Raw genomic sequence first — 24756 nt, forward strand, 5'->3', positions numbered from 1 at the left:
TTGCCCCTTATTTTTTCTAATTTTGGTTCAAATTGAACGGAAGGTCCCCATGGAATTAGGCAAATACAATCGCGCCCGAGTAGAAGAAATCATGCCCCAGGGCTATTACCTGGAACTTGAAACCGGCGGCCGCGTGCTTCTCCCCGGCAAAAAAGAAGAATTCTCGCTCCAGGAAGGCGAAGTGCTAGACGTATTTGTCTACATGGATTCCGAAGACCGCCCCATCGCCACCCTCGACAAGCCCTATGCTACCGTCGGCGAATTCGCCGTGCTCGAAGTCAAGGACGTGAACCGCGTTGGCGCCTTCTTGGATTGGGGCCTGAACAAGGACCTGTTCCTCCCCTACAAGCAACAACTCGGCGAACTCAGGCGCGGCGACCGTTGCGTCGTCTACATTCTCGAAGACGAAAAGAGCAACCGCATTGTGGCCACCGAAAAAATCAAGAGCTTTTTGGACCCCGACACCTCGGAACTGCACCTGGGTCAAAAAGTCCAGCTCGCCGCCTACGAAGTCACCCGCGACCACATCGATTTTCTGGTGGATTACCGCTACACGGGCCGCCTCATGGTCACGCAGGGGACGCCGCGCATTTACATCGGCGACACCATGGCCGGCTATATCCAGCGCTTTACCGAAGACGGCAAGATTACCCTGAACCTCACCCCCGTGGGCTACAAGGGAATCATGAAGAGCGAAAGCCCCGCCGCTATTATGCAAAAGCTCGAAGAAGCCGGCGGCTACCTGCCCTACGGCGACCACAGCGATCCCGAAGAAATCCGTCGCGAATTCGGTATGTCCAAGAAGACTTTCAAGAAGATTCTAGGAACGCTTTTCCGCGAAGGGCGTATTATCCTTTCCGACGACGGTTTCCGTAAAAACTAGTTGGTAGAACTTAGTTGGTAGAACTTAGTTTTTTTTCTAAGCTCTAAGTTCTAAGCTCTAAATTCTATTTATATTCCACCGGGACTTCGTTGTCGTTCAGCACGCAGAGTTCAATGCGGCGGTTTTTCTTGCGGCCAGCCTCGGTCGCATTCGAAGCCTTGGGCTGGCTGGAGCCGTAACCGCTTGCCGAAAGGTGCCCGCGGTCAACACCGTGTTCGACCATGTAAAGGAACACCGTGTAGGCGCGCTGTTCCGAAAGCGTCTGGTTAAACTGTTCATCGCCTTCGGAGCTGGTGTGGCCCTGGATCTCGATACGGGCTTCCGGATTTTTCAAGATGCCGGCCACCGCCTTGTCCAGAATCGCCATGGATTCCGCTTCTAGTTCGGCGCTGCCCGCCTTGAAGTTCACGCCAGTCAATTCCACCCGCGTATCGTCGAACACCACCGTAATGCCGCCCGTGCTTGCCGTGGGCGAAACATAAGGAGTCGTGCCGCATTCAAAAGGGCCCGTCACGCTTTCGCAGTAAATCGTGTAGGTATCTTCGCGCGGAATATGGAACGTCGCTTCGCCTTCGGAATCGGTCGTGACTGTAAACTTGTTCTTGGGATTGTTCTGGCCCACGAAAGAGAGCTTTTTATGCACCTGCGGCACATCCTGGTCGTCGGTGTAAGTCACGGTCAGTACAGCATGCGTCTTGTTGGGCAATAAGTCGCGTGCAAATGCAGCTGCAACAGAAAGATTTACACACAAAACCGCGCTAAAAACGGGAAAAACGCCGAAACTAAACAATTTCACGGAATACTCCTTGAAAAACGGGCCGAAAAATAGAAAAATATTTCTAAATTTGGACACGAAAATCAAAACCTCCAAGGAGCAAACATGAAGTTCGGGAAAATCGCAGCGGCGGCGCTCGCCATGAGCATTTCCGCATTTGCAGCAGACGCCACTGACAACATGACCCTCAAGGGCAATGTCCAGACCCAGGTCACCAAGTCCATCGCCGACGAAGACAACAACTTCAGCAGCGGCTGGATCCGCGCAAACATCGGCGGCCAGTACAAGAGCGACAACCTCGACGGAACCATCATGCTCCGCATCTTTGCCCCGGAATTCGGCAACAAGATCAAGGACGGCGACGGCAAGACCACTAGCTACGACAAGATTTTGGCAGACCTCTACTGGGTGAACTACAAGTGGGCACTCAACGACGACAACCAGCTGAACCTGAAAATCGGTCGCTGGAAGACCGACTGGTCTCAGTCAACACACTTCGGTACCTATGTCGACAAGGACTTGACCAAGCGCGGCCTCTGGATGCGCGATTACAGCCATAACGCCGTCGAACTCGGCTGGAAGCACGGCCTCAACCAACTGAACGCCATGGTCGCCGCCAAGAACGGTACCGCCAACCAGGGTTACGTGCGTGTCGAAGACGACATGAAGTTCACCTTTCCCCTCGAAGTCAAGGTCGCCTACCGTGCCAACCTGGTCGACGTAGTGCAGAATTCCGCCTACATCACCCACCGTGTGGCAGCCTACGCCAGCTATGAATTCCTCCCGATTCTCCGTGCCTACGGCGAATACGCCTGCGTTTACACCCAGGACGACGAAATCGACCCGAACGTAGACAACTACCTCGCCCCCGAATCCAAGTATTACCAGCCGGGCATCTATTACCAGCCGTTCTACCTGGGCCTGGATCTCGCCCCGCAGAACAAGTTGGCAAACACCTTCATCAACCACCTCATGGTGGAATGGGAATACATCAACAAGCGTGACAACCTTTATGGCGCCCCGAAGGGCACCTACGACGACTGGGCATGGACTGTTGCCTACGTCAAGAACGTTGGCAAGTCTAAAATTCAATTCAGCGTCTACAGCGAAAACGAACTGAGCGATGTGGGTCTCGCCTTCCGCCTGACCAGCACTATCAAGTAACCTGATTTGATGCCAAATTGGTTTAAAAATTTTTCTTGGGAGAGAATGTTCGACTATATTGCCGAACGTTCCGTTACTCCCGTGAAGGTCGCGATTATCGCGGGCAAGTCGTTCCTGTACTTTCATGGGCTTACCCGTGCGGCAGCCCTGACCTACACGACGTTCCTGGCCGTGGTCCCGCTGCTGATTTTGCTGACATCGATTACGCTTGCGGTCGGATTCGGCAACTTCTTCTCGGACTACCTGCCGCATCTGCTCTCATTCCTGGATCTCGACTGGCCTGTCGACCCGATTATCACCATCGTGCAGAACGCCGAACACGTGCCTATCGGCAAGCTCGGGTTCATTGGCGCCATGGGTCTTTTCATCACGTTCATTCTCGCCTTCGGTAGCCTGGAGTCGAACTTCAACGTGGTGTGGGAAAACAAGGTGTCTCGCCCGCTCCATAAGCAGATTCGCATTTACACCCCGCTTCTGCTTATTTTTGCAGGCATTATCGGTCTGTATGCCGGTTTCGTGAACTACCTCCAAAATGCGCTTTCGGTCATTGTGGTTGATGGTTTGCACTTTGATCCGTCGGTGCTCAAGAGACTCATCAATGCCTTCTGGTACCTCACGTTCCATGGAGCATTCCTCCTGGTTATTTTCTTGACCCTGTATGCGCTCCCCGCCAGACCGGACCCCAAGAACTACACCAAGAAAAAGTTGCTAGTCTCTTCAATCGGCATTACCGTTCTCGCATGGATTTGCATTATCATCTACGTGAAGATCCTGATGCTTATCCAGACCATGCTCGTGACCCGTATGTCTATTTTCTACGGTTCGCTCGCCTTTATTCCTCTCATCCTTTTCTTGGTATTCGGCATTTGGACCATAGTCCTCTGCGGAAATTCCGTGGTGTGGACGATTTGCACCTGGCCCGAATCCAAAGATCGTATATGGAACTGGGAAGGAAGCCCTGCCGAAGGCCTGAACATGACCAAGGACCGGATGTAAAAATCTTTCTATTACAGAAAATCCCTGGATTAAATCCAGGGATTTTTTTATTTCCTCATTACGGTTCAACTACAACGTCGATTTCCGTGGGGAGCGAAGCCTGACTCAGACAGTTGCAGGGCTCCAAAGCAACAATTTTCATTTCCGGTGCACGGTATTCTTTTTTCTGTTCGATATTTTCAGTCATTATTTTTTCCAGTGCTGGTTTTAATTTTTTAGACAAGTTTAAAACATTCGCAATAAATCTACAAAACACACACAACTACGTCAATAAATGCTTAAAACCGACCCCAAAGGATCGGCACTTAAGTTCTCAGAATGTCAAAGAGAGTTAACAGCGGGGCAAGAAAAATCCCTTAATACAATTCATGTTACGGAGACAAATTTGAATGTGATTTTTCCTTCTAATATCAGTACCTGCATAAGCAACATCACCTTCATAGAATGCTCCGCGAACAGAATCAAACCTGACAGGATCTTCCGATTCCTCAAAACTTTTATGCAAATATTCTATAACGGCACAATCAAGTTTATGCAGACCATTTTTATTTTCCAGTCGATGGCCTTCAAAATCTACATTGAACGATTTAAAACCTTCACTCAAAAGATCTATGAAATGGGAATCGGTCAAATCAAGACAATTACCCAAAGTATAGACTACACCTATTACAAATGGTTCTTTGAAGGGCTTTGGCTTATGCTCCTTAGCCCAATCCCAAGCACGATCTTGATTATTTTCCCAAACATAAAAGCCTTCGCCAAGCCACTCATGATTAGTAGAACTTGTTTTGACCTGTTTCGGACAATTAACTAAGTTAAGACCATTTTCTTTTTCACGGCCATGAAAGCCGATATAAAGATTCGGACGTTCCAAATACAAATTTTGCATACAATCATCCTTTCCGCAAAATTACTTTGCTACGGATGGACGGTAGATTTTGCTTAATTTGCCGGACTTGGTTATAATACCCGCCCTCAGAAGACGCTTATGAGCAGCTTCTTTTGAATGGTCTAAAGACTTGATAGCCTTAAGCGATCTTTCTATGATGTTATCAGTCATAAAAACTTCCGTCGTTACAAATATACATTTATTTTCAATTTATAGTTATTAAGGAAACTTATGCGTCTCCCTCTTATATACACGCTTTTTTCACCCAACTGAAGACACCTTTCGTGCGTAAAATTTTCAAAACCAGTTTTTTTTGATGTTAACAGCCTTTACTTCAATAGGAAAACCCCTTTTTTTTAGTAAATTATAGACAAACAGAGGATTTGCTTATGAAAAAGATTCTATTGCTCATCGTGGCCCTGGTGGCCTTCGCAAACGCAGAACTGCAGAGCGTAAAGTATTCTCCCGAAGAAAAGTCGAACGACGGTCTGAAGGCGTTCATCGGCGTAAGCGGCGGTAACGTTCTCGTGGCCGACGACGGCGCCATTTTCGCGAACCTCCGCATCGGTCTGGATATCAACCCCCTGCTCTCTACCGGTGTGTGGGTGTCCAGACTTTTGAGCGACGTGCGCAACTACAATGTGCCTGAAAAGCAGATGATCAAGTATATGTCCGTGGGCGGATTCGTGGAACTGTTCCCGGTGCGCATCAACGACTTTTCCATTTCGGTGCCGATCGAAATCGGTGGCGGCGCACTCTATGTAATGGAACCGGACGACGAAGCCTTTGAATCCGAAGACTACTTCTTTACCGCCGACATGGCCGTACATTTTAACTACCGCGTCACGAAGATGCTTGAAATCTCGATTGGCGGCGGTTACCGCATGTTCAGCGGCATCGAAACCAACGGCCTCGAGAACTTGGATTTCTGCACCCCGTTCGGCGAACTGAGATTCACCATTAGAGAATAAACGATGTGAAATGTGCAATGTGGAATGTGAAGTTATCCATTTCACATTCCACATTGCACATTACCAACTGGGTAACTAGTGGCTGGTTTAAGTTTCATATCCATACGCGGCTGCAGGCTGCACAATTTAAAGAACGTGGACGCCCAGTTTCCGCTGGGCAAGATTACGGTGGTGTGCGGACCTTCGGGCTGCGGAAAGTCGACACTTGTGCTTGATACCCTGCACGGAGAGTCCAAGCGCCGCTATTTGGAAACACTTTCGCCGTTTGCGGCAGAATTGCTCGGCGGTCGGCGCATTATTCCGCTGGATAGCGCCGAAGGTTTGCCTGCAAGCCTTGCCGTAGGCCCGAGTCACGGTGAAACGCCTGCGAAGGCTTACGCATTGAGCATTTCGGAATGCGATTCGACATTGCGCGCCTTGTTTGCTGCGTATGCAAAGCCTGCCTGCCCCGTTTGCGGAAAGCCCATGGAAAGCATGAGCCGCGAAGACATAATTCGCGAGATTGCTAGTTTACCACAAGGGAGTAAGTTACAGTTTTTTGCGCGGATTGATGTTGAGAAGCGAACAAGTCTCGACAAGCTGGCAGCGGTATTCCTGGCGCAAGGCTTTACGCGCGCCATGGCAGATGATGTCAGCTATTCGCTTGCAGACTTGACTGAAAACGAAAAGAAGATTGTCCCGAAGGAATTCTTTATCGTGGTGGATCGCGTGATTGTCCGCGAGAATACACGCACCCGCATTGCCGAAGCGGTCGATGGAGTCTTGAAGCTCACCCACGGCGAATTGATTCTGGATGTTAACGGAAGCCGCAAACTTTTCAGCACGGTGCCGCGCTGCCCTGAACATGGAGCACAACTTTCCAGACCGCTTACGTCTGAAGACTTGTCGCCGTATTCCCGCACAAGCGTTTGCGAAAAATGTGGCGGCACCGGAATCATCGAAGACGGCGACAACAGCGAAGAATGCCCCGATTGCAAAGGACTTAGACTCAAACAGAATTTTTTGAACGCGGTTATCGATAGCACGACTTGGCAAGACATTTTAAGCACGCCTTTCGCGGAACTCGAAAGCCGGCTGCACGCCCTGTTCGACAATCGACTGACAGTAAAACAGCAGCCCGCATTCCGCACGCTCGTAGACCGCATCCAGGCGATTGTCGATTTGGATATCGGTTACCTCACGGCAGGGCGTGCAGGCGCCACCCTATCGGGTGGCGAAGTCCAAAGACTTCGGCTTTCGAGCCTCAGCACCGGCCACCTGAACAACCTTCTGATTGTCCTCGACGAACCCGCCAGCGGACTCCACCAGAGCGATGTAGAAGCCCTCTGGAAAGTCCTCAAGAAGGTACAATCCCGCGGAAACACGCTCGTCCTTATCGACCATAACCCAGCCCTCATCAAGAAAGCCGACTGGATTATTGAAATGGGACCTGGCGCCGGCGAAAAGGGCGGCGAAATTCTGCTGCAAGGAACCGCAAAAGAAGTTCTTGGCAATCCGGCATCACCCACGGGGAATTGGATTAGAGAATTAGGAATTCGGAGTTCGGAATTCGGAATTAATAATTTGAAAATTAAACCGAAGGTTCCAAAGAAAAACGCCGCGGCCATTGATATCAAGAACTTCGCGATGTTCGATATGAAGCCGGTCACCGCACATTTCCCGATTCAAAAGTTCAGCGTCATCACAGGCCAAAGCGGTAGCGGCAAGTCCACGATTTTCTTCAAGAACCTCGCCCCACGAGCCTCCAAGGGCGAATTCGAAAGTCTCGGCATCCAGGCGCTATCGATCCTTTCGACAGGTGACTTCCACGGGAACCGACGCAGTACCGTCGCCTCGGCCATCAACCTGAACACGATTCTCCGCGATCTTTTCGCAAAACTTCCCGAAAGCAAGGTCCGCGGCTACACCGCCAGCAAGTTCGCGACGCACGCCCCCGGGGGCCGCTGCGAAAACTGCAAAGGGGACGGCGTCATCCTCGACCCCGCGGGCTACGAAGAATCCGAATGTCCCGTATGCCTTGGCAGGCGATTCAAGGACGAAATTCTCGAAGTCCGCTTCAAGTCGCTTTCCATCGCCGACATTCTGGATTTGGAAATCGGCGAAGCCTACAAGCTGTTCATCAACATGAAGCCTTTTGCGGACAAGTTAAAGCCCCTTGTGGATACAGGTCTCGACTACCTGAAACTCGGACAGACTACGACGCACCTTTCCGGCGGCGAACGCGCCAGGCTCCGCCTTTCCATTGCGCTCGCCCGAGCCAAGGCGCCGAATACGCTATTCCTTTTCGACGAACCCGCCCGCGGGCTCCATCAAAAGGACATCCAGCATCTACTCGACCTGATTCACGGCCTCACCGAAGCGGGCCACACCGTCATCGCCATCGAGCATGCGCAGGACTTCGTAAACGCCGCCGATTATGTAGTGGAACTTTCAAGATAAGCAGTCAAAGCCATCTAAAAAAAGCGATTTAATCCTCTTCCATCGTAACGAAAGTCGTCACTTCTAAAGAATCCTCGACACCGTACATATCGGTGTAATATGCCATCCACGTAATCGTGGTATCCTTTTCTAGCGGTTCTTCAAGAAACATATACAAACGAGTTTCTACATCTTTAGGTATCAGCGGATAATTCGTATAAATGGTATCCCCACAACCTAAAAGCGTTACAATCCTTCCCGTATTAGAAGAAACTCCAAATCCATCGGGCAATTCTTTGCCATCAATATAATAGTTGCTCAAGAAATCATCTGTATGCCCATAATAGAAATAATACTTGCTATCATAGGGCTTGAGTATCAACGTGTCGAACAAGTCTTGCAATTTCTTTTCCGACAACTTGGGAACTTCAACATAGGCCGGCACGTAATCAATCAAGCGTTTTTTGCCATAATTGATGTAGGTCGTGTCGACTCGCGTCACATTTACCGTTAAATACTTGGCAGAATCCTTTACGGTACCATTTGCGCTTGCCACGCTATAACTATAGGAAAAGCACTCATGAATAAACATCAAGGAACAATGAAAATTATCATCCTCGATATCACAAGTCATCCTATCCGTTGTCGCCGTTACCGTATCTAGGGAATCTTTGCCCACATAGTAAACAAAGCTATAGACACTCACATCGGTGTAGGTTGTATCGCAAATATAATTTTCAGGGCAATCGTCTCTAGAACTTGCAGAACTTGTATTATCTCCGCAAGCCACAAAAATAATGATTAACTCAGTTAAAACAAAAAAACTAAAAACGCATTTGAACAAATGTTTTTTCATAGTTCAAATGTAGTTTATGTTTCGAGATTAAAAAGATTTCTTCGCGCTTTCCAGCGTCGCAATCACCTTGTCGCACCAGGCATCAAATTCGGGATCTTCTTTCTGGAATTCCGGATGTGCAAGCACATAATCAATGGTACGGCGGATACCCTCATCAAAGCGAACTTCGGCGCGAAAATTCGGCACGGCACGCTTGAGTTTGGAATTGTCAAACACCACCGAATTCGCCTTGTCGCCGATGAGGCTCCCGAGCAAATCGTAGTCACTCACATCCGCAAGGAATTGCGAAGATACGTAGTAGGGCTTGAGTTCAACACCCAGCGCATCGGCAACCGCCTTGTAAATCTGATTCCAGGTGAGCGTTTCGTCACTCGTAATCTGGAACGATTCTCCGATAGCGTGCACATTGCCCATCAGGCCCACAAAGCCGCGGGCAAAATCAGTGTTGAAGGTCATGGTCCAAAGGCTCGTACCGTCGCCGTGAATGATGACAGGCTTGCCTTCGAGCATGCGCTTTGCCACCTGCCAGCTGCCGTTCTTGCCGTGGACGCCCAGCGGGATGCTGCAAGGCGCGTGATGGCCATGCTGATGGTTCCCGTACCGCCGATGAAAAGTGCGTTCATTGTTTAGTAGGAAGTTAGAAGTCGGAAGTAGGAAGTTTCTGTCTACCGACTACTTCCTACTGTCTACTTTTACACCGTTGCGTGGGCCGCAATTTTGTAAATCTCGGTCACGTCCTTTGCCTTGAGCGGGACAAATCCCCAGCCGTCGCCCGGATTCAGCTTTTCCACCATTTTCGGGATGTCTTCTTCCTTGGCACCGAGTTCTGTAAAGTTAATCGGCATGCCGATGGAATGCAGGAAGCGACGGAATGCCTTGATGCCTTCGAGGGCGGTGGTCTTCGGGTTCTCGAAATTCATCTCGCAGCCGAACACGCGCGTCGCCATCTGCGCAAAACGCATCACGTTGTGGTCGACGACGTATTCCATCCAGGCGGGCATGATGACCGCAAGCCCCGCGCCATGGGCGCAGTCATAAAGCGCCGAAAGTTCATGTTCGATGGCGTGGCTGTTCCAGTCCTGACTGCGCCCGCAGCCCACAACGCCGTTGTGGGCTACCGTCCCCGCCCACATGATGTTTGCTCGCACCTGGTAGTTGGTCGGGTCGGCAATGGCGCGCGGGCCCTCCTTCACCATCGTTAAAAGCACCGCTTCGCACAGGCGGTCGGTGATTTCCACTTCGAGCGTATTCGTGAAGTAGCGTTCAAAAACGTGGGCCATGATGTCGGTAATGCCGCAGGCCGTCTGGTAGGCGGGCAACGTGCAAAGAAGCGCCGGATTCTGCACCGCGAACTTCGGGCGAATATGTTCGCTGCTGGCCCCCCGCTTGAGCATGCCGTCTTCCTTGGTCACCACGGAATCGCCACTACCTTCGGAACCGGCCGCCGCAATGGTCTGCACCACGCCAATCGGGAGCGCAGATGTCGCCGAGGCCTTGCCCTCGTAAAAATCCCAAAAATCGCCCTTGTAAGGAACACCCATGGCAATGGCCTTGGAGCTATCAATTGTGGAGCCGCCGCCCACCGCCAAAATAAAATCAATCCCATTTTCACGGACAATTTCAATACCCTTGTACACGAGCGAATCGTGCGGGTTCGGCTTCACGCCGCCGAGTTCCACATGCGGGATACCAGCCGCATCGAGGCTTGCCTTCACGCGGTCAATCAATCCCGAACGCACCGCAGAGCCACCACCGTAATGAATTAGCACCTTGGTGCCGCCATACTTTTTGACGAGTTCACCGCATTCATTTTCGCGGTTCATACCGAATACGAATTCTGTGGGGCTGTAGAAGTTGAAATTATCCATGTTCCGTCCTTTTTTAGTTTTACCTAAAAATACAAGAAAATCCCGCCCAAAAGCAGGATTTTCTACTAAATGTTGTTCACACTAGAAAACACCATGTAAATAGTCTTTGTTAGACAACCACTGTCTATTTCCTACTGTCTACTTCCTACTACGTTGTATACTCGGCGTTGATCTTAACGTAGTCGTAGCTCAAGTCGCAAGTAAATGCGCTAGCCGAGGCGTGCCCGATGTTAAGCACAAGCGTTACTTTGTATTCACGCTGGCGGACTACCGCACGCAGAGCCTTGGTCTGTTCTTCGTCGAGCTGCACCGGGCGGCCGTTAGAAAGCACCTGCACGTCGCCAAAGAAAAGGTCCGTCTGTTCGGCGATCATGTTGCAGCCGCTACTACCCGCGCTGCTCAAAATGCGGCCCCAGTTCGGGTCTTCGCCGAACATAGCGCACTTGGCCAAGTTAGACGTACCAATGAAGCGGGCCATGCGCAAAGCCTCTTCGTGGCTTTCGGCCTTTTCGATGCAGAGTTCAATCAGCTTGGTCGCACCTTCACCGTCGCGAACGATATCCTTGGCCAGTTCCTTCATCACAAGCATCAGTGCGGCACGGAATTCACCCTGTTCGCTGAGCGTCAAGTCTTCGTACTTGAGGCCGCTCATGCCGTTTGCCAAAAGAATGCAAGTGTCGTTCGTGCTGGTATCGCCATCGACCGTTATCGCATTGAAGGAGTCTGCGATGTCGGCGCGGAATTCAGCAAAGAAATCGATCGGCAAAGCAAGGTCAGTGGTAATAAAGGCAAGCATCGTGGCCATGTTCGGGTGAATCATGCCCGAGCCCTTGCAGGCACCACCGATTGTCACCACACCCTTTTCGGTCTGGATTTCAACGGCATGGCTCTTGAGAGCAAGGTCAGTCGTGAGGATTGCGCGACCAAATTCTTCGGAAGCGTCAGCATGGAGCTTTTCCACAAGCTTCGGAATACCGGCTTCAATCTTGTCCATCGGCATCAGGTGGCCGATCACACCGGTGCTGCAAACGAGCACGCTCTTCGGAGTAAGCTTCAAGGCTTCTTCGGTAAGGACAGCCATGCGTTCTGCATCGCGCAGGCCCTGTTCGCCGGTACAGGCGTTTGCGTTACCGCTGTTCACCACAACGGCAGAGGCAAAGTGGGCATGTTCAAGGGCGGCTTTGTCGTAAAGCACCGGAGCAGCCTTCACCTTGTTCGTTGTAAACACGGCAAAGCAACGTGCAGCCTTTTCGCTCTTCAGAAGAGCCATGTCAGCGTTACCGCTGGCCTTGATGCCTGCACAAATTCCAGACGCGGTAAAGCCCTTCGGGGAGCAAACGCCGCCTTTTTCCAATACAGTGTACATAGTATCTCCTATTGTTTTTTTCACCCTAAATTATAGAAAAATGCGACAATGTTGAACACCCCCTGCTTCTGCCCCACAAAAAAATTCTAATTTAAGGTCATGGCTAAAACACCCTGTACTAAAGAAACATACGACAAGCTGGTTGAACGTTACACCTTCCTCAAAAAGGTCGAACGTCCCCGCGTTGTAGATGAAATGGAAGAAGCCCGCAAGCAAGGCGACCTGAGCGAAAACGCCGAATACCACGCCGCCAAGGAAATGCTGGCTCATATCGACCTGGAAATTCCCAAGCTGGAAGACCAGATTTCCAATGCAATTATCGTTGAATTCGACGCAAACTCCGACACCGTGCGCTTTGGAGCCACCGTTACCGCAAAGAATCTGGCTACCAAGAAGGAAGTCGTCTATCAGTTGGTAAGCCCCGAAGGCGTTGATCCGATGAACGGCAAAATTAGCTTCAAGAGCCCCATGGGTTCCGCATTCATGGGCAAAAAGAAGGGCGAAATTGTCGAAGTCGTGACCCCCAAGGGCAAGAACCGTTTCGAAATCGTCGACTTCAAGTAAGCTATGATTCTAGCCCTCATCGGCAAAGACCAGTTTTCCAAGGACAAGCAGGTCGACAAGTTCCTGACTGATGCCCTTGGAGACCGTAAGAACGATCCGCTTTCAAAGCAGATTGTGTATGCTTCCGATACGAACATTCCGTCGGTAGCCGGGCTCATTATGGAAAGCTGCGGCGCCGTTTCGATGTTTGCGCCGGAACAGGCGGTGGTCGTCCGCAATGCAGACGCCATGAAGGCCGATGAATCCAAGGCACTCGCCCGCTGGCTCAAAGACGCCCCCGATTGCAAGCTGCTGCTCGATTTTGACGAACTCCGCGCGACTTCGGAACTCTACAAGATTCTGCAAAAAGTCGGCAAAATCGAAAAGTACGAAGAACCCAAGCAGTACAAGATGCAGGAATGGATTGCATCGAATGTGCCCGCCCACTTCGGAAAACCGATCGAGCCCGCCGCCAGCCAATACCTGGCCGATGCCCTGGGCACCGACACCAAGCTTGTTTGCGAAGAATTGAAAAAGGTCCTTACCTACGATCCCGACTGCGCCAAATTCACCTACGATCTCGTGAAGACGATGATTATGCCCCGCCGCGAAATCCCGCCTTACGAAATCCTGAATTTTTTCGGCATGCGAGACGCCGTGGGCTTTACCCGCAAGCTTCACGATTTCCTTTACAACAATAGCAGCAAGAACGCCGACGCGATAAGCCTCGTGAATGCGCTCTACAGTCATTCCATAGACTTGCTGAACTTCATGTCGCTCACCGCCAAGAAGATGAGCGCCGAAGACGCAGCCAAGGCCTTGGGCAAGAACTATTTCTTGTTCTGCAAGCAGGGCAATGCCGCCGAATGTTGCCGACGTTGGGGCAAGCCGCTCCTTTGCCGCGTCATTCGCCGCCTCGCCGACCTCAATTACGAATTCAAGAGCAGCAGCTGGACAGTCACCAGCCAGGAACTCGCCCTCGCCGCACTTGTAGTGAGATAAGTCTGAATTCTGATTTCGGAGTTCAGATTTCTGATTTCAAAATTTGCAACACACTGGATTTTGCTTTATAAAAAAAGACGGACATAGTCCGTCTTTTTTTCTGAATTCATAATTCCGAAATCTGAATTAAACTAGTTCCAGCCGCCGTCTTCTTCGATTGCCGGAGCTTCGGGAGCCTGGTCAGCAGATTCGGACTTCGGAGCTTCCTGGGCGGGCTGCTGTTTCGGTTCCACGATCGGCGTTTCGCTATCAGTCGGTTCAGTCGTCGTCTGGGTCTTCTTGGCGCTCGGAGCACCATTGACGTCGGAAGACACTTCAGAAAGTTCCACAGAACCCACATAGTTGCGAATGATACGCGGAGTCACGAAGATAATCAGGTCACGCTTGGTAACGGCCTTGCGGCTGTACTTGAAGAGGTTGCCGAGCAGCGGGATATCCTTGAGGAACGGAATACCGGATTCGCTTTCGGTATTTTCGTTACGGGTAAGGCCGCCGATCACGACCGTTTCGCCATCAGCCACCACGACCTTGGTCTTGGCTTCCTGAGTACTGATCACCACCTGGCCCTTTTCGTCGTAGCCGTAGGAGTTGTTTTCGGGGTGCAGGTCAAGCAAAATGCGGTTGTCGCCAGAAACGTGCGGAGTCACAGTCAGCTTGATACCGGTTTCCACGAGCTGCGTCGAAGATTCACCACTATCGTCAATCACGCGGATAGAAACCTTGTCACCCATGAACACCTGGGCTTCGGTATTGTCGAGCGTAGAGACTTGCGGAGAAGCGAGCACTTCAGTAGAAGCGTCACCCATGATGTTCGAAATGGCAATCTGCAAGTTGTTGTCCAACAGGCTTGCGGTAATAGCAGTGGTTGCATTGCCCACAGCCGGAGAAGCACCACCGTTCGGCAAAGAATGGATTGCAGCGCTGGTACGGGTATCGCCAGAACCGCTACCCTGCGGAGTAGAAACCGTTCCCGGAGTCAGAGCCGTGGTACCCATTCTTGCGGTCCAGTCCACACCGAGTTCGCGAGCGCGTTCACTGTTCACGACCACGAGCTTGGCGGTAATCATGATCTGGAGCGTTTCGACATCGAGTTCGGTCAAGGCCTTTTCCATCTGTTCGATCTTTCCGTCGGTATCGTACACGATAATGGAATTCGTACGTTCCACTGTCGTAATGCGGCCACGGTTAGACTTCATGCTTTCAAGCACCTTCACCAGTTCTTCAGCCTTGGCGTGGTGAACCTGGAAATTCTTACGGACCAGCGGGGCATTCTGTTCGGCCTGGGCTTCTTCATCGGCAATCTTCTTCTGCTTTGCCTGATAAGTGCTGGAGCGCTGGATCAAGATGTACTTGTCTTCGATGATCCAAGTCAAGTCGTTCATGCTACAAACGATGTCGAGTGTTTCCTGCCAAGTCTTCTTGGTCACCTTGAGGCTTGTCTTACCCTTGACTTCGGGAGCAAGGATAATGTCCACACCGGCAATCACGGAGATAGAGCTAAACACGGCTTCGAAGTTCATGTCGACGAAACTGAAGTCATACAATTTCTTGTTGGGGGTTTGCACCGTACCTTCGGCAGGAGCACTCCATGCAGTAGTGAGACCCACCACCAAGAGAAGAACAGTAAGGATTTTTGTCATCTTTTTCACTTTTGACCCCCAAGTTTATCGGGAAGACCCATGGAGTAGCGACGGCTCACCCCGAATTCCTGAATCAGGAAGAGAACGTCAGTTTGTGTGATTTTTAAAACTTTTCCGTTGAGAATCTTGTCGCCTTCTTTGACGGTGTACGAGATAGACGGATTCTTGGATTCGACAAGAATTGCAACCGGCACATCCGATTCCCAAATGATACCCACCAGTTCGACCTGGTCAATATTGATACCTTCTTCGACTAAGCCATCGACTTCGACAAACGGATCGCGTCGGCCAAAGGAACTATAAGTCACGCGGTCTTCGTAGAGGCCATCGAGCTGGCTACCGATCTGCGGAGCACTTGTCGTGAGATTCGTACCGCGCTCCTTGTCAACTTGTTTCAAGCGTTCTTCTTGCACAGAGGAAAGTTCATCAAAGAATCCGACAGCGCGACGGTCGACGTAGCCGACCTTGTTACCGAACTGGACTTTGCGATACAAGCCCTTCATATCAAGACTTACCAGACGGTCTCCAAATACAAGACGCTGCATCACCTGAGCGTTTTCATTAGGAGAGGCATAGAATTCGGTTTCGTCGGCAACCACAATCAGTTCGCGAACAACCGGACGCAGGTGGAACGTCTGCGAGCCAGAAATAATCTTCTTGCTACCCTTGTCAAGATTCTTGACAAAGACATCGAAATTCGGCTTGTCTTCTGAAGACTTCATCCAGTCGCGAATGAAGATGCCCTTGGGCTGTGCAGACCAGAACATAAAGCCGTCCCTGTTGATTCCCTTTTCGGCAATCTGCAAAACAAATACGCCGTCTTGCACAAGAACTGCAGGCTGTACGGAATTCTTCAACTGCACCTTGAGACCGTTAGCGCCCCAAGTTACAGACTTCACGATAGAACCGGCTCCGATTCTGAATACAGGCGACTTCTGCGGACCGGCAAGACCAATCGTAATGGTGTTGTTCTTGTCGATGCTAGAAATATTCTGCATTACAATATTGTCATCGGCAACAATGCGGAACTGTTCCAGGCCAGAACCAATCAGAACCGTCATTTCTTTAAGCTTCGGGAGCAGAGCCGAAATGGCTCCGCCTTCGGCGATAGCCTTGTCGATTTGTTTCTGCTGTTCAGCCAAGAGTTTTTCTTGTTCGCGCGCAGCCTTTTCAGCAGCCTTCTTTTCTTCGGCGAGGCGCTTCTTTTCTTCGAGGGCGGCCTTCTCGGCAGCCTTCTTTTCGGCAGCCAAACGCTTTTTCTCTTCAAGAGCGGCACGTTCAGCGGCTTTCTTTTCTTCGAGAGCCTGCTTGGCAGCAGCCTTCTTTTCTTCGGCTAAACGCTTCTTCTCTTCAGCGGCCGCCTTTGCAGCAGCTTTCTTGTCTTCGATGGCCTGTTTTTCAGCAGCTTTCTTTTCTTCGAGAGCGCGCTTTTCGGCAGCCTTCTTCTCTTCGGCCAAGCGTTTCTTTTCTTCAAGAGCGGCTTTCTTTGCGGCCTTCTTTTCTTCGAGAGCGGCCTTTTCGGCAGCCTTCTTGTCAAGGGCAGCCTGCTTTTCGGCGGCCTTCTTACGGTCGGCATAGAGCTTCGAAAGCGTCCAGGATTTACCGCCCTTGCTCTTGAGCTTGATCAAGAAATTGGACTTGTCCAAAGCGATTTCGTTCTTGTCAGAGGTAATGGCAGCACCGACATCCATTTCAATCTTCAAGAAGGGCAAGCCCTTGTAGGCATCTTTAAAGACCTTCATGGACTTCACGAACTTGGAATTGGCATCGACATCGTAGTCACCTTCGCCAAGAGCAAATGTCGTTTCAGAGAAACCGACCGTCAACTTCTTCGAAGAAGCATCGTACTTCTGGAAGAACGTCGGCAAGTTCTTTTCGGACGTAAAGGCAAATACCACCTGGCAACCCTTCGCGTCACAATTAAAGCGAACATCCTTGATCTGGGCGGCACTTGCAAAAGCCGTAAAGGCGAGCAACAAAAGAAGAATCTTCATTTTCATTATTTGCCCACCTTCTTGGATGTGTACGTCGTAAGGTTGAACGTGACCGACATGGTAATCGGAGTCCAGCCGTGAGTTTCAGACTTTTCGACTTCAGCCTTGATACCCGAATAACGGTTCAGGCGAAGATTCGTAATGGCAGTCGGGTAATTGAAGTTTGCAATTTCTGCAAACAGGTAACCCAGCATGTGGTAGCCAGAATTGACTGCAATCGAGTAGCGGTTTTCGATATAGTGTTCCTTTTCGGCGCGACCTTCAGGATTGAACTTCTGGATCTGCACCATGGAACTACGAATCACCGCGTAAAGGTCCTGCAAGCGCAGCGGCACCTTTTCTTCTTCGGGGAACATTTCCTTCAGCTTTTCGAAATCCTTTTCGGCCTGGGCCAATTGCATTTCGAGTTCTGCCACGCGATGTTTCTTGGCGTTGATCTTATCCAGTTCAGCCTGAGCCGACTGGAGATCGCGTTCCAAGGATTCGCGCTGATAGGTAAACGGATCCCACATGTAGTTATACACTAAATGTGCGGCAGCCATAATCAAGAGGCACACGATTATGGCGTATACGTTTCGTTTGTCTTTAAGATCTATCTTACCCATTATCACCCTCCCCAAGGCCAAGGTCCCGCTTGAGGATTACCTTGATGGTGAAATTATAGGCTTCTTTCCCTTCCTGTTTCGAGGTCGAGATGGTCACCAGCGAAACCGACTCGATGCTCACCTGCTTCTCGAGTTTTACCATGTATTCGGCAACTTCCGAGAAGTCGTAAGTGACACCGCGCATTTCAAGATCGAATTCACCCATCTGGTTAATGCTTGTAATCCACATGTTAGGCGGAAGCACCGACGAGATGTTTTCGAACAAAATAACCCAGCGTTTCTTGCTCACCTGAATAGACTTGAGTGCGTTGATCTTTGTGTTGATCACGCCCTGTTTCTGTTCGAGGTCAGAAATCTTGGAAAGCAGCGGACGTTCGCGTTCCACTTCTTCCTGAACACGCGTCAGTTCAGTGCTCAGACCGCTAATGGTTTCGTTAATATAGGTCTGCAACATGAGCACGGCGACAATTGCGACAATCAGTCCAACTGTCGGCCAAATAATGCGCCGGTCCGTTATCCATGTAAAGTCTTTCTGCTTCTTGCGGTATTCCGGAGGAAGCAAGTTAATGGAAATGGCCAAGGCATTTCTTGTGGTTTCTTTTTTCGTAGACGCCATTAGAATTTCCTCATCGCCAAGCCCAACGCAGGGGCATAAATATTAGACAAGGCAATAGAAAGTCCGCCTTCGCCGAAAACCTTGGAATCACAAGGCACGAGCCTGAACGGATTCACCGTATCGGTTTCAATGCCAGCGTGTTCCGCGACAAATTCCCTTAGACCAGGGGCGGCGGCTCCGCCTCCGCCCAACAAGATTTTGTCGAGCGGTTTAGAATCTTCCGAAGACGAGAAGTAGCGGATACCGATATCGATCTGCGCCATCAGGTCCTCGTATGCCAGTCGGAGCGCTGCTTCGACTTCAGCTTCAGAGAATCCATCCACAATGGACAGGTCACCCTTGCTTAAAATTTCATGACATTTTTCAGAATCGATGCCCAAGTTCATGCAGGTCTTGCTGATGACCATATCTAGGGAACCACCAGCCATGGCACGCATCGAATGGAACTGGCCATCCTGAACAAAAGCAACGCTCATCTTCTTTTCGCCGATATTGAAGATGGCGACGGTCTTGTCCTTTTCGGAGTCTTCTACCGTCGCAACGTAAGCATTTAGCAGGCCAAAAATATCGACATCCAGCGCCGACAGTTTGAGCCCACGGCGATTAAAGAACTGAGCCCAAGAGTCCAAAAGAGCACTCTTTGCAGCCACCACATTCACCTTGACATCGTCACCTTCGCGAGAATAGATTTCGTAGTCAATCACGTTGTCCTGGTCATCGAAGGGAGGACGGGACTGGGCGGTCTGAAGAATAATGGCGGCTTCATTTCCGTTTTTCGGGACCTTAACGGACAAGCGATCCACCAGCACACCACCGGCACCGGCTCCGCAGTTCACCGAAGCGACAATTTCGCAGGAATCATCAATCGGATGGCGAATCAAGAGCTTTGCCATCGCTTCGGCAAGCAGTTCTGCACCATCCTTTTCACGCTTCCCTTCCTGATCAGTCGGGGCATCCCCTTCGCGCACCTGGATTTCACCGTTTACGATGCATCCATCCGGCACGCGTTCCAGGTCGGCATCCAAAACAATCTTGTTTCCGCTCGCGCCATGCAAGACCTTTACGTACTTGATGCTGTAATGGCCAACATCAATACCGACGGTCTCGCGCATGCCACGGATTTTAGAAATCAATCCTAAAGCCAAAGTTAACTCCGATTGTAAAACATTTCCTTACTAATTCTACCTTTATAAAAGGAGAATGTCAAGCGAAAAATTCATCTAAGTCATTGAAAATGAACTACTTAGACCTCTTTTACCCACTTTTTCGTCTCTTTTTTTGACTTGCTCAGCTCAAACAGGTACTGAAGCACCCTTTCCTGGGTCCAACCGAACTTACCACGGAAAGAGGCCGTAAGGCAATAGTAATTAGGAAATTCTTGGTTTCTTTGGCCTAAATTGCGCAAAATCTCAATTTCCACGTCTTCGTCACCGAAACTCGGGAGTTCAAACTGGATACGCATGTGCTGGCCCGGATAGCATTCTTTGGGCAGTCCAATCATGATACCGCCAGCAGAAAGGTCAAGCAAAGTCCCGTACAATGTTTCGCCATTTTCGAACACGGCCGTTACAGGGAAGGCGACCTGTTCACGAACCCAGCGACGCAACTGGCGCTTGTCCAGGGACGAGGAATGAGGTAAAACTAAATTTGCAGAATCATCGAGGCGACGGATAGACACCGTGGTCGAATAAATGGCATCGTCTGGGCGAGTCCAACGAATACGAAAGTCACGTCCGACAAAAGACTTGGCCGGACCGTCACTTCCATCGTAAGAGATTGCCCATTCCTTTTCGGTACGCCATACAATTTCGGATCTCTTAATCAAGGTTCCGTTGTCGGGAATCATGTCAATTCGGTCGCCAACATTAAACTGTCTGGTCGAATAGATTTCAGACAAAGGATTCGAGGCCGTGAAGTTCATCTTGTTGCGCAAGCGCTCCACTGCTTCCAGGGTTTCATCGCGGACATCGAACACGTTGCGCGCATCATAGAACGCTGTAACAGCCTGCTCAAAAAGGCCCGACGAATTCAGAATGGCGTCCTTGTTTTCAAAAGTCGACTTTCTGATTATTTTGTCCAAAGTCCTTTTTTCTTTGTCCGAAAAACCACGTTCTGACACCTTTTCGTCAAACAGCTGAGTTCCAAACATTTCTTCGTTTTCACGACGACTATTAATGCAATGGATTTCCCACAGTGCAAATAACGCAAAGAATAAACAGATGATGAACGCAACAAAGACTATAACAAGGGGATGCGGGGGCCACGTCAGCAGCTCACGCCACATCAAAACCAGATCAGACAATTGTTGCAGCAGATTAGACATAGTTTTTCAGAAGACCGAACTAAAGTTTCGTCCACACTCCGCTAACGAAGGTCGCCAGAATCGAAGACGGAAGCGTCTTGCCCAGCAACGGAGAATTACTCACGTGGCCTGCAAAATCCTTCTTGGAAACTTCGTGCGGCTTATTCGGATCGAGAATCACGATGTTTGACATCTTTTGAGTGTTTTCGTCAAAGGCCGACTTTGCGCCGACCAACTTTGCAGGGGCAAGCGACAGAAGTTCAATGGCGCGAGCCTCGCCCACTCTGGCACACAGCTCCTTCCAAATGGCAGGGAGTGCGATTTCAAGAGATAGCGCTCCCGGCACGGAATCTTCGAAGTTCACTTCGGTATCCTGGCCAAGCACCGGCGTGTGGTTCATGCTGATTGCATTCACCGTACCGTCTTCAATACCTTTCCACAAGGCCTCGCGGTCAGCAGCAGAACGAATCGGAGGCAGAATGTGGTATGCAGAATCCAAGGTTTCCAGGCAGGAATCGTCCAAAAGCAAATGGTACAAGCCGACATCGCACGTGACATCGATACCCTTCTTGCGGGCTTCGCGCACGAGGTCGAGCGTTTCGCCACAAGTCACCTGCTTAAAGTGCACCGGCACCTGCAAGAATCGGGCCATTTCGAGCACCGTATGGGCGGCAATGGTTTCAGCAATGCGCGGGATTCCCTTCATGCCGAGCATGTCGGAGTAGGCGCCTTCATGCACACAGCCATGCTTACGGAGCGACTTGTCCAGCGGCTGGAAGAAGAATCGCTTGTTAGTCATTTTGCCGTATTCCATGGCAAGACGGATAAAACGTGTCGAAGGAATCGCTTCGTTGCCGTCACCAAAGCCGGCAACGCAGTCATCTTCGGCGAGTTCCATCATTTCGGCGAGGCTGTCGGAACCGAAGCCCTTGCTGTATGCGCCCAGGAACTTGATATCGAAACGGTTGGCAAAGTTGTATTCCAAATCAGGCGAGTTCACGCGGAACTTCATTGCCGAAAGCTTGTCCGCATCATCAATCGGATTGGCAGCGCTTTCGTACAGGGCGCCGCAAAAGCCGCCACGGTGCAAGGCATCAAGGCCATCTGCAAACGTGTAGACGTCGTCGCGGAGCGGTTCCATAAAATCAACACCCAAGCCAAACAAGGCTGGCATTACCAAGGCGCCACCACAATCGAATTCTTCTGTAGCAAGCCCCTTTCCCTGTTCGAAAGCGACTTCTTTACGATCTTCAAAAGACTTGCCGTTCCAAACTTTCGCGTTCTTGAGGACGAGATTCTTGATATTCAATTCCTTATGCATTTTCATTTGCACGACCTCCAGCCAAAAGGTAAAGCACTGCCATACGCACGGCAACGCCGTTAGTCACCTGATCCAAAATCACGGAATGTTCACCGTCAGCGATATCGCTGTCCAGTTCCACACCGCGGTTAATCGGACCCGGGTGCATCAAGATGACCTTGTCCTTGGCTTCAGAAAGGACCTTCTCGGTAATACCGAAGAAGTTGCGGTATTCGCGCATGCTCGGGAGGAGCGCGTCGTCCATACGTTCCTTTTGCAAGCGGAGCGCAATCACGGCATCGGCGTCTTCGACAGCCTTGTAGACATCGGTTTCCCAAGAGACGCTACCCGCAAGTTCCTTGTACTGCAGAAGTTCGGTATTGCGCGGCACCAAGGTGGAAGGTCCGCAAAGCGTCACGTGAGCACCCATAGTAGTCATGCCCCAGATATTACTGCGGGCCACGCGGCTATGGCGGATATCGCCTACGATTGCCACCTTCTTGCCTTCGAGTGTTCCAAGTTTTTCTTCGACCGTGAGCATGTCCAACAGAGACTGCGTCGGGTGTTCGTGGGCGCCGTCGCCCGCATTCACGATAATGGCGTCGCTGTGTTCGGCGAGGAACTTGGGTACCCCAGTCCCCTTGTGGCGGACCACCACGATATCGATTTTCATCGACTCGATATTGCGGAGCGTGTCGACCAGAGTTTCGCCCTTCTTGACACTGGAGTTCGAGCTTGCGAAGTTCACCGTGTCGGCAGAGAGGCGCTTTTCGGCCAGTTCAAAACTCGTGCGAGTACGGGTACTGTTCTCGAAGAACAGGTTCACCACCGTCATGCCGCGAAGGCTCGGGACCTTCTTGACCGGGCGTTCCAAAATTTCGCGGAACTGCTTGGCGTTATCCAAAATAGTACGAATATCGGACTTGGAAACTCCCTGGAGTCCGAACAAATGCTTGATCTGAAGTGCGCTCACGTTATCCCTCCACTTCTACGAGGTATACAGAATTTTCTTTGTCAATCGGTTCGATTTGCACGCGGACTTCCTGGTCCTGTGCGGTCTCGACCGTAAGTCCTACGCAATCGGGCGCAATCGGAAGTTCGCGGTGACCACGGTCCACCAGCACGCAAAGGCGAATGGCCGCCGGGCGTCCGAGGTCTAGAATCGCCTGCATGGCAGCACGCACCGAGCGGCCCGTGTAGAGCACGTCATCCACGAGAATCACCGTCTTGCCCTCAACCGAGGCCGGCATTTCGGTGACTCGGATTTCGGTCGTACCGACATGTTTACGGTAATGGAAGTCGTCGCGGTAGAAGGTCGCGTCGAGGCTACCCATCGGCACAGTCTTGTTAAACTTTTGACTTAAGCGTTCGCAGATTTTTTTTGCGAGAGGGATTCCGCGGCTTGCCATGCCGAGCACCACCATGTCATCGGCAGTCGGGTGCATTTTGGCAAGCTTTGCCGCCATTTCGTCGAGAGCGAATTCCATTGCCTGGGCAGACAGGAGCTCTCTGATTTTTTTGCAGTTGTCTTTCATAAATAGTAGACAGTAGGAAGTTCGAAGTAGGATGTTTTTCTGTTAATCTAGCATTTTTTATGGTTTTTCGCCTTTAAGTACAGAAATAGACCCCATTTTTTTGTATATATAAGAAAAGAAACATCAAACCCCGGTAAAGCCTTGCCGGGACATTAACAGGAGATTCCATGTTCAATCAGCTTGGCAAACCCGAAGCAGGCGAAACGATCGCCATCATGAAGACCAACCACGGCACCATGAAGCTGCGCATTTTTGAAGATATCGTCGGCGAATGCGCCACGAACTTCGTCGAACTCGCCAAGCAGGGCAAGTACGACGGCGCACCGTTCCACCGCATTATCAAGGACTTCATGATCCAGGGTGGCGACTTTACCCGCAGAAACGGCACGGGTGGCCACTCCGCCAAGGGTCCCGGCACCACGATCGGCGACAAGTACGACCCGCGCCTCACCCACATGCGCGGCGCCCTGAGCTGGGCAAAGACCGCCATGCCGAACTCCATCGGTAGCCAGTTCTTCATTGTCCACGGCGACAACGTGCACTTCTTGGACCACGACCAGGTTGGCCCCGGCCCCGCTGACGGCTACTCCGTATTCGGCCAGCTTTACGAAGGCTTCGAAGTCCTCGACGAAATCGCAGGCGTCAAGACCGACCGCCGCGACGCCCCGTACGAAGATGTGATCATCGAATCCGTGACTATCGAAAAGGCGTAATTAGTCGATAGAGCTTAGTTGGTAGAGCTTAGATAGATTGCCGAGCTTCGCTCGAAATGACGCTATTCTAAGCTCTAAATTCTAAGTTCTAAGCTCTAAAGAGAAAAAAAATCATTTTTTTTCTCTTTGTCCCTTGACAAGTCAAATTAGTTCTTCTATATTTGGCTCGTCCTTCGGGGTTATAGCTCAGTTGGTAGAGCGCCTGCATGGCATGCAGGAGGTCAGGAGTTCGACTCTCCTTAGCTCCACTAGACAAGAACCGTTTGCATAAGCAAACGGTTCTTTTTTTCACATCACATAAATCCTGCAAAACAAACAAC

General features: G+C 50.7%; 23 protein-coding genes, 1 tRNA gene and 1 pseudogene. 9 read left to right on the forward strand and 16 right to left on the reverse strand.

The window, feature by feature from the left end; all coding sequences use genetic code 11:
* The first annotated feature begins 49 nt into the window (after positions 1 to 49).
* Entirely contained in the window at positions 50 to 883 is an 834-nt protein-coding gene (locus BUC02_RS01725) for a CvfB family protein (RefSeq protein WP_073317788.1), read from the forward strand.
* Between the two features lie 64 nt (positions 884 to 947).
* Here BUC02_RS01725 and BUC02_RS01730 read toward each other — a convergent pair whose 3' ends face one another.
* Entirely contained in the window at positions 948 to 1679 is a 732-nt protein-coding gene (locus tag BUC02_RS01730) for an OmpA family protein (protein ID WP_254794056.1), read from the reverse strand.
* An 84-nt stretch (positions 1680 to 1763) separates the two neighbouring features.
* Between BUC02_RS01730 and BUC02_RS01735 the strand changes: the two genes are divergently transcribed.
* Positions 1764 to 2822, forward strand: a complete 1059-nt coding sequence (locus tag BUC02_RS01735) for a hypothetical protein (RefSeq protein WP_073317791.1) — start codon at positions 1764 to 1766, stop codon at positions 2820 to 2822.
* A gap of 45 nt (positions 2823 to 2867) precedes the next feature.
* A complete protein-coding gene (locus BUC02_RS01740) occupies positions 2868 to 3818 on the forward strand; it encodes a YihY/virulence factor BrkB family protein (RefSeq protein ID WP_249268894.1) in 951 nt (316 codons plus the stop codon).
* Between the two features lie 58 nt (positions 3819 to 3876).
* Here BUC02_RS01740 and BUC02_RS16605 read toward each other — a convergent pair whose 3' ends face one another.
* Positions 3877 to 4005, reverse strand: coding sequence for a hypothetical protein (locus BUC02_RS16605; RefSeq protein WP_256375134.1), 129 nt, complete (start codon positions 4003 to 4005; stop codon positions 3877 to 3879).
* Positions 4006 to 4149: 144 nt separating this feature from the next.
* Positions 4150 to 4707, reverse strand: coding sequence for a hypothetical protein (locus tag BUC02_RS01745; protein WP_073317797.1), 558 nt, complete (start codon positions 4705 to 4707; stop codon positions 4150 to 4152).
* 389 nt (positions 4708 to 5096) lie between these two features.
* Here BUC02_RS01745 and BUC02_RS01750 point away from each other — a divergent pair, with 389 nt between their 5' ends.
* Together BUC02_RS01750 and BUC02_RS01755 are read left to right on the forward strand one after the other, a co-directional pair.
* Positions 5097 to 5678, forward strand: coding sequence for a hypothetical protein (locus BUC02_RS01750; RefSeq protein ID WP_073317800.1), 582 nt, complete (start codon positions 5097 to 5099; stop codon positions 5676 to 5678).
* A 78-nt stretch (positions 5679 to 5756) separates the two neighbouring features.
* Positions 5757 to 8117, forward strand: a complete 2361-nt coding sequence (locus BUC02_RS01755) for an excinuclease ABC subunit UvrA (RefSeq protein ID WP_073317803.1) — start codon at positions 5757 to 5759, stop codon at positions 8115 to 8117.
* Between the two features lie 28 nt (positions 8118 to 8145).
* On the opposite strand, the gene BUC02_RS01760 is transcribed toward BUC02_RS01755, so the two are convergent.
* The 4 genes and pseudogenes from BUC02_RS01760 to argJ all read right to left on the reverse strand — a co-directional run bounded on the left by BUC02_RS01760 (position 8146) and on the right by argJ (position 12186).
* A complete protein-coding gene (locus tag BUC02_RS01760; protein ID WP_139260969.1) occupies positions 8146 to 8886 on the reverse strand; it encodes a hypothetical protein in 741 nt (246 codons plus the stop codon).
* 93 nt (positions 8887 to 8979) lie between these two features.
* Positions 8980 to 9516 (reverse strand): annotated as a pseudogene (locus BUC02_RS01765) (NAD-dependent dehydratase); the annotation flags it as partial.
* 128 nt (positions 9517 to 9644) lie between these two features.
* Positions 9645 to 10820, reverse strand: a complete 1176-nt coding sequence (locus BUC02_RS01770) for an iron-containing alcohol dehydrogenase (protein WP_073317808.1) — start codon at positions 10818 to 10820, stop codon at positions 9645 to 9647.
* A gap of 148 nt (positions 10821 to 10968) precedes the next feature.
* Positions 10969 to 12186, reverse strand: a complete 1218-nt coding sequence (argJ, locus tag BUC02_RS01775; protein WP_073317811.1) for a bifunctional glutamate N-acetyltransferase/amino-acid acetyltransferase ArgJ — start codon at positions 12184 to 12186, stop codon at positions 10969 to 10971.
* Between the two features lie 99 nt (positions 12187 to 12285).
* Here argJ and greA point away from each other — a divergent pair, with 99 nt between their 5' ends.
* Both greA and holA read left to right on the forward strand, forming a co-directional pair.
* Positions 12286 to 12750 carry a transcription elongation factor GreA gene (gene greA, locus BUC02_RS01780; RefSeq protein WP_073317814.1) on the forward strand — a complete coding sequence of 155 codons (465 nt, stop codon included), beginning with the start codon at positions 12286 to 12288 and terminating at the stop codon, positions 12748 to 12750.
* Between the two features lie 3 nt (positions 12751 to 12753).
* Positions 12754 to 13731, forward strand: a complete 978-nt coding sequence (gene holA, locus BUC02_RS01785; RefSeq protein ID WP_073317816.1) for a DNA polymerase III subunit delta — start codon at positions 12754 to 12756, stop codon at positions 13729 to 13731.
* Positions 13732 to 13862: 131 nt separating this feature from the next.
* Here holA and BUC02_RS01790 read toward each other — a convergent pair whose 3' ends face one another.
* The 9 genes from BUC02_RS01790 to pyrR all read right to left on the reverse strand — a co-directional run bounded on the left by BUC02_RS01790 (position 13863) and on the right by pyrR (position 23723).
* The gene (locus BUC02_RS01790; RefSeq protein ID WP_254794078.1) at positions 13863 to 15371 is read right to left on the reverse strand and encodes a secretin N-terminal domain-containing protein; all 1509 of its coding nucleotides are present in this window, start codon (positions 15369 to 15371) and stop codon (positions 13863 to 13865) included.
* Between the two features lie 5 nt (positions 15372 to 15376).
* Positions 15377 to 17365: a hypothetical protein gene (locus BUC02_RS01795; protein WP_254794057.1), complete on the reverse strand. Its 1989-nt coding sequence runs from the start codon at positions 17363 to 17365 to the stop codon at positions 15377 to 15379.
* 5 nt (positions 17366 to 17370) lie between these two features.
* Positions 17371 to 17970: a type IV pilus inner membrane component PilO gene (locus tag BUC02_RS01800; protein WP_073317822.1), complete on the reverse strand. Its 600-nt coding sequence runs from the start codon at positions 17968 to 17970 to the stop codon at positions 17371 to 17373.
* On the reverse strand, positions 17963 to 18586 hold the full coding sequence (locus tag BUC02_RS01805; RefSeq protein WP_073317826.1) for a PilN domain-containing protein: 624 nt from the start codon (positions 18584 to 18586) through the stop codon (positions 17963 to 17965). The genes BUC02_RS01800 and BUC02_RS01805 overlap by 8 nt, the downstream gene beginning before the upstream one ends.
* The gene (gene pilM, locus BUC02_RS01810; protein ID WP_073317829.1) at positions 18586 to 19731 is read right to left on the reverse strand and encodes a pilus assembly protein PilM; all 1146 of its coding nucleotides are present in this window, start codon (positions 19729 to 19731) and stop codon (positions 18586 to 18588) included. Before pilM ends, BUC02_RS01805 begins: the two co-directional genes overlap by 1 nt.
* Before the next feature lie 98 nt (positions 19732 to 19829).
* A complete protein-coding gene (locus tag BUC02_RS01815) occupies positions 19830 to 20735 on the reverse strand; it encodes a PilZ domain-containing protein (RefSeq protein ID WP_175549780.1) in 906 nt (301 codons plus the stop codon).
* 193 nt (positions 20736 to 20928) lie between these two features.
* Positions 20929 to 22215, reverse strand: a complete 1287-nt coding sequence (locus BUC02_RS01820; RefSeq protein WP_073317834.1) for a dihydroorotase — start codon at positions 22213 to 22215, stop codon at positions 20929 to 20931.
* Positions 22202 to 23161, reverse strand: coding sequence for an aspartate carbamoyltransferase catalytic subunit (locus BUC02_RS01825; RefSeq protein WP_073317837.1), 960 nt, complete (start codon positions 23159 to 23161; stop codon positions 22202 to 22204). Before BUC02_RS01825 ends, BUC02_RS01820 begins: the two co-directional genes overlap by 14 nt.
* A gap of 1 nt (position 23162) precedes the next feature.
* A complete protein-coding gene (gene pyrR, locus BUC02_RS01830) occupies positions 23163 to 23723 on the reverse strand; it encodes a bifunctional pyr operon transcriptional regulator/uracil phosphoribosyltransferase PyrR (protein ID WP_073317840.1) in 561 nt (186 codons plus the stop codon).
* A gap of 167 nt (positions 23724 to 23890) precedes the next feature.
* Between pyrR and BUC02_RS01835 the strand changes: the two genes are divergently transcribed.
* Both BUC02_RS01835 and BUC02_RS01840 read left to right on the forward strand, forming a co-directional pair.
* Complete coding sequence (locus BUC02_RS01835) at positions 23891 to 24436, forward strand: peptidylprolyl isomerase (protein WP_073317843.1); 546 nt, start codon at positions 23891 to 23893, stop codon at positions 24434 to 24436.
* A 175-nt stretch (positions 24437 to 24611) separates the two neighbouring features.
* Positions 24612 to 24684: transfer RNA gene (locus BUC02_RS01840), tRNA-Ala, on the forward strand.
* The last annotated feature ends 72 nt before the right edge of the window (positions 24685 to 24756 follow it).

Source organism: Fibrobacter sp. UWOV1 (genome assembly GCF_900142495.1).
Taxonomy (GTDB): domain Bacteria; phylum Fibrobacterota; class Fibrobacteria; order Fibrobacterales; family Fibrobacteraceae; genus Fibrobacter.

Coding starts and splice junctions, on each gene's coding strand:
- BUC02_RS01725 (WP_073317788.1), top strand. CDS start 50: ATGGAATTAGGCAAATACAATCGCGCCCGAGTAGAAGAAATCATGCCC.
- BUC02_RS01790 (WP_254794078.1), bottom strand. CDS start 15,371: ATGACAAAAATCCTTACTGTTCTTCTCTTGGTGGTGGGTCTCACTACT.
- pyrR (WP_073317840.1), bottom strand. CDS start 23,723: ATGAAAGACAACTGCAAAAAAATCAGAGAGCTCCTGTCTGCCCAGGCA.
- BUC02_RS16605 (WP_256375134.1), bottom strand. CDS start 4,005: ATGACTGAAAATATCGAACAGAAAAAAGAATACCGTGCACCGGAAATG.
- BUC02_RS01750 (WP_073317800.1), top strand. CDS start 5,097: ATGAAAAAGATTCTATTGCTCATCGTGGCCCTGGTGGCCTTCGCAAAC.
- BUC02_RS01815 (WP_175549780.1), bottom strand. CDS start 20,735: ATGTTTGGAACTCAGCTGTTTGACGAAAAGGTGTCAGAACGTGGTTTT.
- BUC02_RS01805 (WP_073317826.1), bottom strand. CDS start 18,586: ATGGCGTCTACGAAAAAAGAAACCACAAGAAATGCCTTGGCCATTTCC.
- BUC02_RS01800 (WP_073317822.1), bottom strand. CDS start 17,970: ATGGGTAAGATAGATCTTAAAGACAAACGAAACGTATACGCCATAATC.
- BUC02_RS01835 (WP_073317843.1), top strand. CDS start 23,891: ATGTTCAATCAGCTTGGCAAACCCGAAGCAGGCGAAACGATCGCCATC.
- BUC02_RS01770 (WP_073317808.1), bottom strand. CDS start 10,820: ATGGATAATTTCAACTTCTACAGCCCCACAGAATTCGTATTCGGTATG.
- greA (WP_073317814.1), top strand. CDS start 12,286: ATGGCTAAAACACCCTGTACTAAAGAAACATACGACAAGCTGGTTGAA.
- BUC02_RS01820 (WP_073317834.1), bottom strand. CDS start 22,215: ATGAAAATGCATAAGGAATTGAATATCAAGAATCTCGTCCTCAAGAAC.
- BUC02_RS01740 (WP_249268894.1), top strand. CDS start 2,868: ATGTTCGACTATATTGCCGAACGTTCCGTTACTCCCGTGAAGGTCGCG.
- holA (WP_073317816.1), top strand. CDS start 12,754: ATGATTCTAGCCCTCATCGGCAAAGACCAGTTTTCCAAGGACAAGCAG.
- BUC02_RS01795 (WP_254794057.1), bottom strand. CDS start 17,365: ATGAAGATTCTTCTTTTGTTGCTCGCCTTTACGGCTTTTGCAAGTGCC.
- argJ (WP_073317811.1), bottom strand. CDS start 12,186: ATGTACACTGTATTGGAAAAAGGCGGCGTTTGCTCCCCGAAGGGCTTT.
- BUC02_RS01735 (WP_073317791.1), top strand. CDS start 1,764: ATGAAGTTCGGGAAAATCGCAGCGGCGGCGCTCGCCATGAGCATTTCC.
- BUC02_RS01745 (WP_073317797.1), bottom strand. CDS start 4,707: ATGCAAAATTTGTATTTGGAACGTCCGAATCTTTATATCGGCTTTCAT.